This is a genomic window from Ewingella allii, from assembly GCF_044430645.1.
Taxonomy (GTDB): domain Bacteria; phylum Pseudomonadota; class Gammaproteobacteria; order Enterobacterales; family Enterobacteriaceae; genus Ewingella; species Ewingella allii.
Genome location: NZ_JAWUDN010000002.1, coordinates 98536 through 109681 on the forward strand (window position 1 = coordinate 98536; position 11146 = coordinate 109681).

An 11146-nucleotide genomic window follows, 5' to 3' on the forward strand; every position below is an offset into this window, starting at 1 on the left:
TTTAGTTTATTGCCGAGTTTATCGGCTCCTGAACCAGCTGGCTGAGTGGCTCAGGCATTCCAATCAAATATCCCTGCATATAGTCCACGCCCTGCGCCCGCAGTGCTTCGCGCTGCTGTTCGGTTTCCACAAACTCAGCGACTATCGCCAAGTGTTTCATCCGCGCAACCTGACAAATTGACTGCACGATGTAGGCATCCAGTGGGTCCGTCATCATGTTGCGCACGAAGCTGCCGTCAATCTTCAGGATGTCCGCCTGAATAAACTTCAAGCGGTCATAACTGGCATAACCCGTGCCGAAATCATCAATCGCAATGCGGCAGCCGTAGTGGCGTAAATCGCGCATGGAGAAATCAGCATATTTCACATTATGCAGTAGGTGAGATTCCGTCACTTCCAGCACGATTTGGAACGGCTCGACCTGATACTGCGCCATCAACGCCTTGAATTGGCTACTAAAAGAGGGGCGACAGAAGGTCGACGGCGAGAAGTTCACCGCGAAGCGCACGCTCGGCAGCTTCTCACGGTTATCGTTGATAAACATGAGTGTGTGCTTCAGCACCCAGATATCCAATTGGTAGGCCAGACCAAATTCATGCACCACCGGCAGGAATTTTTCCGGCGTCATCAACCCGCCCTCATCATCCTGCATGCGCAGCAGGATCTCATGGTAGCTGTCGCCGCGAATACCGGCGATAGGCTGCGCCATCAGCACGAAGCGATCTTCATCCAGCGCGCGCTGGATTTTATGCAGCATCGCCACTTTGGATTTAATCTCTTTCTGCACCTGGCTGTGGTCACTTTTATTCGACTCCGGCTTACCGGTGGTCAGCGACACCTCGGCAATACCGCTCAATTCCCCCAGCAGCATGTGCAGGTGCTCAACCGGCGGGAAGACGGTGCAGTAGGACAAACCGATATTCGGATGCAGCGGCAGGCCGTTCCAAATCAGGCGAAAATCATCGACGTATTGCTGCAAGCGGTCCAACTTCTCCAGCGTTTCATCACAGTTGAGACGCAACACCAAATCGTACCCCGGCAGGTGATATACCCTCTCCCCTTCCTGCAAGAAAGGCCGCAGGCCAGTGGCCAGTTGCTGTTTGAACTGAATGCGTAACTGCATGCCGTAGTTGCGGCTGAGCACGTCCATTTCCGACACGCGAACAAAGCAGAGTAAAGAGCGCGGATAGCGCGATAAGTCACGATTGAAGGCCCGCAGGTTCGGCAAACCAAAAACCGGGTCCAGCAGGGCGGCCTGTCGGGTCTTTTTCATCAGCTGGCGTTGCATCGACGAGATAGATGCCATCAGCAGCAGGCAAAGGGTAAACACCAGCATCAGGGCAGAAACAAATACCAGATTATGGACAAAGTCCTTCTCGTTGATGAAGCCGCGATAATTGCTAAACAGCACAATCAGCGCCCCAGTCCAGACGATCGTAATGAAGTGATAGCCGTAGCGCATCGCACCAAACAGCAGCACCGGCAGCAGCAGGGTTAAGGTGTAATCACTGAGCAGAATTTTGGCAATCGGCTCACTGATCCCCTCCATGCTCAGCAAAATCACCATCACGCTCAGCAACGCAAACCACAGTACAATCTCGACAGACTTCACGCCCGGCGAGCGCTGATTAAGCATGATTTGGCGCAGCACGCGCAGATAGCGAGGTTTACGCAAAACGCGAAACGTCAGGTACCACAGATGCCCACTCAGCAAGATACCCAGCATCATCGCCTGAAGATTGATCAGGGTCCGCAGCGTCATAAATTCATGGGTCACCATACCCAGATAGCCCGGCAGCAGTCCCAACTCCACTACGATTTGCAAAATAAAGATGTAGAGGCAGGAGAGGAAAATCACCAGCCAGAAGACGCGCGGGAGCGGCAGACGCAGTAACCCAAAGGTCGCAGACCAGCGTTTACCGGCATGCCAGCGATAACCGGCCCAAGAAACGCTCAGGCAGAACAGATAAATAAGCGTCAGTAGCGATGCCATTTCGGCGCCGATACGCAGGTCATAGCGGATGAACATGCCTATCGCGATACCCGGCAAGGCACGCCAATCAAAGACCATCATTAGCGCTACACACACCGCAAGCGGCATGTACATCAAATAAGTTCGACCTTCCGGCAAGAAAATAATGGGCGAGAAGTAAGACGAGATATTGATAAACACCAGTGCGCACAGCAGGGGCAGGCCCCACCAGTGGCGGCTGTATTCACGCCAAGATAAAAATTTACTCATAGGATATGCCATGTTTTTCCGCAGGCGATCCACGCAGGTCGCGTGCTGGAATCATTGAGAGGCCAGATGAACGGTCAACAACGCCAAAGAAACAACGGGTTTAAGGAAACGTCAAAAGACTGGCCACAAAAAGCGGTAAAAACAGATTTCGCAGCATCACTAAAATAAAACCAGATTCTAAGTTGGCTCATATTAAACTATTTGATGGGGATCAATAAACCTAGACTTTGCTAATTAGCGTAAAAATCGCCTCAAATGCATTCACTCAAGAGTGAAAAAATACCCTATAAATTTCATACACGTATGATTCCCTGCCGGATATTTTTATTCACAATTCAATCCAGCGCCCAGAGTGCGAGATTATTCTGAATATCCTAACGGAACACTCCTACACAATGAGACTTTTCTGGCTGGGTTAGGCGTTGTGCTATATATTGATTATGCGAATGAGTCTGTTTTAAATCATTATTTCACCCTGATGGAGCTACGGTTTAATAAGCTGAAATTACTATGTCTAAAAAAGCCAACATCAAGATGACTAAGATCGTATTAGCAATCAGCTTTATTATTTTATTCGGCCGCCTGGTCTACTCCGCCGTCGGGGCCTGGTCACATCATCAAACTCAAAAACAGACTCAGGTAGAACAATCGACGACACCGACACCCTGATATTTTAGTTTTGGAATTCAAAGGATAAGGACGCAGCATGTCTGCCAATAAGCATCGCTACCACGTACAAAAGCTGGCGGAAACACGTACCCGCATCCTCAACCTGCTGCTAGACAGCGACGACCTTGCCGACAGCATTCTCGGCGAATCCAAAGATATCGACCCCGCCACGCAGTCCCTGCTAATGGACCAGACTGCCGAGCTCAGCAATCTGATTGACGGGCTGCATCCGGCTGACCTTGCCGATATTTTAGAAGCATTGCCGGAGCGCGAACGTCTGGCGCTGTGGCGTTTAGTCGATCCCGCAGATCGCGGTAAAGCCTTGGTCGAAGTCTCAGAAACCGTCTGGGACAGTCTGATTGAGGAAATGAGCGACAAAGATCTGCTGAAAACCATGTCGCTGCTGGACGTGGATGATCAGGTTTATCTGGCGGAATATCTGCCACGTGACCTGATGGGCCGCGTGCTGACCTCGCTGGATCCGCGCCAGCGCGAAAAAGTGCGCGAAGTGGTTAAGTTCGGCAAGGATACCGTCGGGCGAATCATGGATTTCGAGCTGCTTTCCGTGCGCGCGGATGTCACGCTGGGCACCGTGCAGCGCTATTTGCGCTACCGTAAAGACATTCCCGAAGCCAGTGACAAGCTGTTCGTCACTGACCGAAACAACATGCTACTGGGCGAACTGCCGCTCACCACCATTTTGCTTAACTCGCCGCATCGCCAGGTTTTCCAGGTGATGAACGATGACCCAACCTGCTTCGAACCCGAAGACAAAGCCGAAGACGCGGCCAGCGCCTTCGAACGTTATGACTTAATCACCGCGCCCGTCATCGACAAAAAGGGCAAACTGATGGGTCGCCTGACGGTCGAGGAAATTGTCGATTTCGTTAATAACGATACCGACACCAATCTGCGCCGCATGGGGGGCTTAAGCCCGGAAGAGGACGTGTTCTCGCCTGTAGGCAAGGCAGTGAAAAACCGCTGGGCGTGGCTGGCCATCAATCTTTGCACCGCGTTTGTCGCGTCGCGGGTGATCGGCCTGTTTGAAGGTACGATTTCGCAACTGGTGGCGCTGGCGGCATTAATGCCGATTGTTGCCGGTATTGGCGGTAATACGGGTAATCAGACAATCACGATGATTGTGCGTGCTCTGGCGCTGCATCAGGTGCAGCTCGGCAATCTTAAATTCCTGATATTTAGGGAATTGGGCGTCGCACTGATCAACGGTCTGGTGTGGGGTGGACTGATGGGCGTCATTACCTGGCTGCTGTATGGCGACTGGGAGATGGGCGCGGTCATGACATTGGCGATGGTGCTCAATCTATTAGTTGCCGCCAGCATGGGGGTGATTATTCCATTGACCATGGTAAGGCTTGGCCGCGACCCGGCGGTGGGCGCCAGCGTGATGATCACCGCCATCACCGATACGGGCGGTTTCTTTATCTTCCTTGGATTGGCGACAATTTTCCTGCTTTAACTCCCTTTTGCTGCGCCTTAATCTCAAGGCGCAGCAAAGGTTCTACTCTTCGTTTTCCCTGATAAGGCCATAGCTGACTCCTTCAGCTCATTAATTAAACCCATAAAAACCTGATCTTCTTCTCACTCAAGGTTCGTTATCAATTCATTACTGTTGTAGAATTCAGCAAGCTTATCGTTCGTGGCCGGACGGGTTTAAGAAAGGGTTTTGCCGTGGAAAAGAACATATCCCGTCTGGATTCACAGTCGCCCATCAGTTGGAAAATCCTGTTGGTTCTGGCCGTGAGCATCTGCCTGCTGGCACTCGCCTGCATGAAGATCATCCAGCAATCCTCCAGTCTGGCGTCGGTATGGTTGCCGACGGCACTGCTCATCCCGGTTTTATTCCACCATCGCTACCGCGACTGGTTGCCGCTGTTTTGCGCCGCGGGCTTGGGCATCGCCGCCTCCCACTTTTTGGCGTACTCGTGGTCTACGAGCTACCTGCCCTACCTATTTATTAACTTGTTAGAGGCGGGCAGCTGCGCGCTGCTGCTGCGACGCTTTCTGCCCACCAAGGACCCGCTCTCTGGTCTGGCGAATTGGGCAAAATTCCTGCTGGTGGCCGTGGTGTTCAGTCCGCTGCTCAGCGCTATTATCATGACGATCTTTGTCCAGCACACCCTTGCGCCACAGGCGTCAGAGCAAAGGTTCGCGACCTGGTTTATGTCCGAGGCGGTCGCCATTTTGGCACTCACTCCGCTGGGTTTGATTTACCAGAGAGGCTATCTACAGCAACTTTTCCACAACTCAGGCCGCCTGCTTGAGCTGATGGCGACCCTAATTATCAACATGGTGGCGGCTTTTCTGGCGCTAAAATGGCTGCCTTACCCCTTTGCCTTTATCACCATTCCTCTGCTGTGGGCGGCGATACGCTTGCCGCGCGTTGAGGCATTTTTCATTTTCCTCAGCCTGACCCTGATGATTGCGCTGCTGCAAACCACCGGCATTATCGACATCGTTCCGCACATTACCGTGGTGCCGCCGGGCCTGCTTTTCACGCCGCTGCTGCTGATTCTGCTACCCGCCAATGCCATGGCGATGGCGATGCACGCCCTGCGCGTCGAGAAGTCACACATTACTCAGAGCGAAAACCGTTTTCGCAATGCGATGGAATATTCCGCCATCGGCATGGCGCTGGTGTCGCCACAGGGCAAATGGCTACAGGTGAATAAAGCCCTGTGCACTCTGCTAGGTTATGAGGCAGACTACCTGAAAACGCTGACATTTCAGGAGATTACTTACGCCGAGGACCTGAGCAAAGACCTGACGCTACTCCAGCAACTACTCGACGGCGAGATTCAGAACTACCAGATGGAAAAACGCTATCTGCGCCGTGATGGCGAGATTGTTTGGGCACTGCTGGCGGTTTCACTGGTGCGCGATGATGAGCAAAATCCGGTCTATCTCATCGCTCAGATTGAAGATATCAATGAGCTAAAACACACCGAAATCACCAATAACCGGCTGAGCGAAGCTCTGCACGAAGAGAAAGAGCTACTGCACATCACGCTGAATGCGATCAATGATGCCGTGATCTCCACCGACCAGCAGATGAACATCACCTTTATGAATCCGGTGGCGGAGAAGATGACCGGCTGGAGTCAGCAGAAAGCGCAGGGCAAGCCGGTCAGCGATGTGGTGCACTTAACTATTGGGCCAGACGGCGAGCTGATTAACGACCTGATGGCCATGTACAGCAGCCAGTATCTGCACTCCTCCCTCGAGCAATCGCTGATTTTGCACGGCTATCACACCGGGCAGTTCGACGTGCAGCTGGCGATTTCGCCAATGCGTAAACTAAATGCCGAGCCAATCGGCTTAGTCTTGGTGCTACAGGACGTAAGTAAATCGCGCGAGCTGATGCGCCAACTCAGCTACAGCGCCTCCCACGATTTGCTTACCGATTTAGCCAATCGCGGCAGCTTTGAAGATAGCCTGAAAGAAGCGCTAAAACTGACTGCCGAGCAGCAACAACATCACAGTCTGGCCTTTATCGATCTCGACCATTTCAAGGCGGTCAATGACACCGCCGGGCACGCGGCGGGAGACGAGTTGCTGCGCCAATTAAGCCATCTCATGCAGGATCATATTCGCAATAGCGACCGGCTGGCTCGCCTCGGCGGCGATGAGTTTGCCCTATTGCTGTTAGACTGTCAGCACGAGCAGGGTTTGCAAGTGGTGAAGTCATTAGTCAATAAAATCAATGAATTACAATTCATGTGGGAAAATCAAATTTACCGCATTGGCGCCAGCGCGGGCATTACGCGCATCACCGACGCCTCCCTTAGCAGCAGCGAATACATGGCCCAAGCCGATGTTGCCTGCTACACCGCCAAAAATCGCGGCCGGGGGCAGGTATTCGCCTATGAAGAGCAGCAAAAACGCTTATTGGCCTCCCACGCCGTGCTGTTCCGCCCCGAGGATATTCGCCGGGTGCTGAATGAAAATCAGCTGTCGCTCAACTGCCGCGCCGCGTCACCACCGAAAACGCCGCTTTCCGTCTGCTTCTATCAACTTTCGCTGCAATTCGTGCAGCCGGTGAATGGCATTCAGCACGCCGAATTGCTGTTGGAAGCCGCACGATTTTACGACATGATGCCCGAAATCGACCTGTGGACGCTGCGTCAGGTCCTCGAGGTTCATGCTAAGGGTATCAATAATAAGGGAATTTGCGTGGCTATCCCGCTCGCCACGGAAAGCCTGCTGCAAGAGAGTTTGCGGCAAGAGTTAAATCGCCTGCTGGATAACACCCTGATGCCGATGGGCTCGGTGAATCTAATGATTGAACCCGATGTGTTGCTCAAATATGAGCATCTGCGGCGGTACGTTGCCGAACTGAGGCAGCGTGGTTGTAAAATCGTGCTGCGCAACGTTGGAAGAAATCTGAATGAATTTAATGCCTTGCCGGAAGGCAGTGTGGATTACGTGCAAATCGACCCGACCTTTATGAGCCAACTACACTATAACCAGATGGATGAAGTGCTGGTGACGATCCTCCATGGCAACACTCATCGGCTGGCGGCGCAGACGCTGGCTGGCCCGGCAGATTTAAACGAAACCTTGGAAAAGCTGACCAGCATTGGCATTGATTTGGTGGAAGGCGATACCATCGCGCCGCTGACGTCGCTCAATACGCTGCTCAACACCGGTTATTTTGGCATTCATTAAGCAGGCAGTTTACGTCTGCGGCTCATCGTCGGGTAAAAAGTCATTATTGGCCCACAGATGCAAGGTGGCGTAAGTGCGCCACGGCTGCCAACGCTGGGCGTAGCGGGCGATTTTGCCCGGCGTCGTGTCAGGAAAACGCTGCTTGATCAGGTAGTCGGTGCCGAGAAAAACGTCCGGCGCTGACCAGGCCCGCATGGCGATATAGCTGGCGGTCCAGCCGCCAATCCCCGGCATCGCCAGCAGCTGTTTCACACCCTGTTGCACATCCGGCATGTTATCCAACGACAGGCAGCCCTCCGCCACCGCCTGCGCCACGCCAATCAAGCACGCCGCCCGCTTAGCCTGAACCCCAATCCCGCGCAGGTCATCCACGCTCAGTTGAGCAATGCGCTCTGGCGTCGGGAACAGGTGTGTCAGCCCGGCGAAAGGCGTTTCCACCGGCTGCCCCCAGTTTTGCGTCAGCCGCGTCGCCAGCGTGGCCGCCATTTTGACACTCACCAGTTGGCCGAGGATCGCCCGCACCGTCAGTTCAAACCGATTGATACAGCCCGGCAGCCGCAGCCCAACGTTGTTTTGCGCCAGCTTCCCCAGTCCCGCGGCAATCAGGTGCGGGTCAGCCTCTAAATCCAACAGTAAACTAACCTGCCGCTCGACGCGTTCAGCAACCGGCTCGAGCGACGGCGAGATAAACAGCTCCACGCAGTTTCTTTCCGGCAATGGCCGTAACCGCAGCCACCCCGCAATAGTGCCGGTTTCAGACTGCACTAGCAGCGTGCGCTGGTAGAAGCCATCCAGCATCTGTTCAACGCCCGTTAAGGCGCGAGCGCCAAGGAAGGAGGTCATCCAGTCCCAGTCGTAAGGCGGCGTATAAGGGAGGTAGCGGGGTTTAGTCACGGGGCGGGCCTATTTGTTTTTGGAAATTAAAGGTAACAGGAAAAAAGCGGGAGTTTCAAATGCGTCTTTTGCTTTTAAACTCCCAGTCTGATGTTACTCCTCCTCAGGCAAGGGGAGGGAGCAAAGCAACATCCACTGTAAGCTCCAACCCCACACTTAAATTTGAAATTAAAACCAAAACCACATAAAGTCCCCCCCCTTCTTTGGCATGGGGAACCGTGATGTTTATTGGATTTGACTACGGCACAGCGAATTGCTCGGTAGCAGTGATGCGCGGCAATGACGCCCACTTATTGGCGTTGGAAAACAACGATCCTTATTTACCCTCCATGCTCTGTGCGCCTACGCGTGAAGCGGTCAGCGAATGGCTGAACCGTCATGGGCAGGTTCCGACGGGCAGCGATGAGAATTTAGCTCTGCTGCGCCGCAGTATCAGTTTTAACCGGGAAGAAGATATTCCGGTCAACGCCAACAGCGTTAACTTTGGCTTGCACGCGCTTTCTACTTATATGGAAGACCCGGAAGAAGTCTATTTCGTGCGCTCGCCGAAATCCTTCTTGGGCGCTAATGGCTTGAAACCGCAACAAATTGCCCTGTTCGAAGACTTGGTCTGCGCCATGATGTTCCACATCAAGCGTCAGGCTGAATCTGCTTTGCAGCAGAGCATCGAGCAGACGGTGATTGGTCGCCCGATCAACTTTCAGGGGATGGGTGGCGAAGAGGCGAACCGTCAGGCGCAGGGCATTTTGCAACGCGCTGCCGAACGCGCGGGCTTCCGTGATATCGCCTTCCAGTTTGAACCCGTCGCGGCGGGGCTGGATTTCGAAGCCACGCTGACAGAAGAGAAAACCGTGCTGGTGGTGGATATCGGCGGTGGTACTACCGACTGCTCGGTGTTGCTGATGGGCCCGCAGTGGCGTGATAAAGCCGAACGCCAGCAGAGTTTGCTGGGGCACAGCGGCTGCCGCGTTGGCGGTAACGACCTCGACATCATGACCGCCTTCAAACAGTTGACTCCACAACTGGGCATGGGCACTGAAATGACCAAGGGGATCGCCATTCCCGCACTGCCTTATTGGAACGCGGTGGCGACCAACGACGTGCCGGCGCAGGCCGATTTCTACAGCGTCGCCAATGGCCGCATGCTGCGCGATTTGATTCGCGACGCCGCGCAGCCTGAACAAGTGAAGCGCCTGCTGAAAGTCCACCAGCAGCGTCTGAGCTACCGTCTGGTACGCGCCGCGGAAGAGAGCAAAATTGCGCTGTCGGAGCGTGAAAGCGTGATCGCCGGACTGGAGTTTATCGAAGCCGGTCTGGCGGAAAGCATCAGCCAGCAGCAGTTGAGCGAGGCCATCGCCCAGCCGCTGGAGCGTATTCAGGAGCAGGTTAATCTGGCGCTTTCAACCAGCGACATTAAGCCTGACGTGATCTACCTGACCGGCGGCAGCGCCCGTTCGCCGCTGCTGCGCGCCGCGTTACAGGCACAGCTGCCGGGCATCCCACTGGTCGGTGGCAACGACTTTGGCTCGGTCACCGCCGGTTTGGCGCGCTGGGCACAAACGCTGTTCCGCTAAGATTTAGCCGCAATAAAAAACCGCCCTCGGGCGGTTTTTTTGTTTCTCGCTGGCTGACTTATTCCCAGCGACTGCCTTCATTGATCAACGCAATATCGGCATCATCGAGTTTCAAGGTGGCGGCCGTTGCCAGCTCGTCTAGCTGCTCGAGGGAGGTCGCGCTGACAATTGGCGAGGTGATGCTCGGGCGGGCGATTTGCCACGCCAGCGCCACCTGCCCCGGCTTGACGCCATGTTTCTCCGCCACGCTGTCGAGTGCTGCCAGCACCTTCAGTCCGCGCTCATTCAGGTAGCGCTCAACCACCGACTCGCCGCGCTTACTTTTGCTGGCATCTGCCTTGGTGCGGTACTTCCCGGTCAGGAAGCCAGCGGCAAGGCCATAGAAGTTGATCACGCCCAGACCGTTGTCCGTCACCACCTTCTCTAACGCTTCTTCGTAGACTTTGCGGTCATAAGGGTTGTAGAGCGGTTGCAGGGTTTCATAGCGCGCCAAGCCGTTCTCTTTACTCACCTTCAAGGCTTCCGCCAGGCGCGGCGCGCTGTAGTTCGAGGCACCAATGGCGCGCACCTTGCCCTCTTTAATCAAGGCGTCGAAGGCCGCCATCGACTCGGCTAATGGCGTGTCGGCGTCGTCATCGTGCGACTGGTAGAGGTCAATATGGTCGGTTTGCAGGCGCTTCAAAGAAGCTTCAACCGCCTGTTTAATGTAGCGCGGCGATAGGCCTACTTTGCCCTCGCCCATCGGCTTGCCGACCTTGGTCGCCAAAATAATCTGGTCGCGCTTGCCGGTTTTTTTTAGCCATTTGCCGATAATAGTTTCTGATTCGCCGCCGCTGTGGCCTTCAACCCAGCTGGAATAGACATCGGCGGTATCAATAAAATTAAGCTTATGGTCAAGTAAGGCGTCGAGAAGGCTAAAAGATGTGGATTCGTCCGCCGTCCAGCCAAATACGTTGCCACCAAAAGTGAGCACTGGCACCTGAATTCCTGAACGACCTAATTCTCTTTTACTCATAACGTTTCCCTTTTTCTGACGTGAATAATGCTTCGCTTATTAACTATTTTAAGGTGAACAATAACA

At 54.0% G+C, this 11146-nt stretch carries 6 protein-coding genes; 3 read left to right on the plus strand and 3 right to left on the minus strand.

What is annotated here, in order from left to right:
* Position 1 precedes the first annotated feature (1 nt).
* Positions 2 to 2242: a sensor domain-containing phosphodiesterase gene (locus SBO83_RS07215; protein WP_396130994.1), complete on the minus strand. Its 2241-nt coding sequence runs from the start codon at positions 2240 to 2242 to the stop codon at positions 2 to 4.
* 706 nt (positions 2243 to 2948) lie between these two features.
* Between SBO83_RS07215 and mgtE the strand changes: the two genes are divergently transcribed.
* A complete protein-coding gene (gene mgtE, locus SBO83_RS07220) occupies positions 2949 to 4388 on the plus strand; it encodes a magnesium transporter (RefSeq protein WP_396130995.1) in 1440 nt (479 codons plus the stop codon).
* 212 nt (positions 4389 to 4600) lie between these two features.
* Positions 4601 to 7597 carry a PAS domain S-box protein gene (locus SBO83_RS07225; protein ID WP_396130996.1) on the plus strand — a complete coding sequence of 999 codons (2997 nt, stop codon included), beginning with the start codon at positions 4601 to 4603 and terminating at the stop codon, positions 7595 to 7597.
* A 9-nt stretch (positions 7598 to 7606) separates the two neighbouring features.
* Here SBO83_RS07225 and alkA read toward each other — a convergent pair whose 3' ends face one another.
* Positions 7607 to 8491 (minus strand): DNA-3-methyladenine glycosylase 2, encoded by an 885-nt coding sequence (alkA, locus tag SBO83_RS07230; RefSeq protein WP_396130997.1) that lies wholly within the window; start codon positions 8489 to 8491, stop codon positions 7607 to 7609.
* Positions 8492 to 8712: 221 nt separating this feature from the next.
* Between alkA and yegD the strand changes: the two genes are divergently transcribed.
* Positions 8713 to 10065, plus strand: a complete 1353-nt coding sequence (gene yegD, locus SBO83_RS07235; protein ID WP_396130999.1) for a molecular chaperone — start codon at positions 8713 to 8715, stop codon at positions 10063 to 10065.
* Between the two features lie 58 nt (positions 10066 to 10123).
* On the opposite strand, the gene SBO83_RS07240 is transcribed toward yegD, so the two are convergent.
* Positions 10124 to 11080 carry an aldo/keto reductase gene (locus tag SBO83_RS07240; RefSeq protein ID WP_396131000.1) on the minus strand — a complete coding sequence of 319 codons (957 nt, stop codon included), beginning with the start codon at positions 11078 to 11080 and terminating at the stop codon, positions 10124 to 10126.
* Between the last annotated feature and the right edge of the window lie 66 nt (positions 11081 to 11146).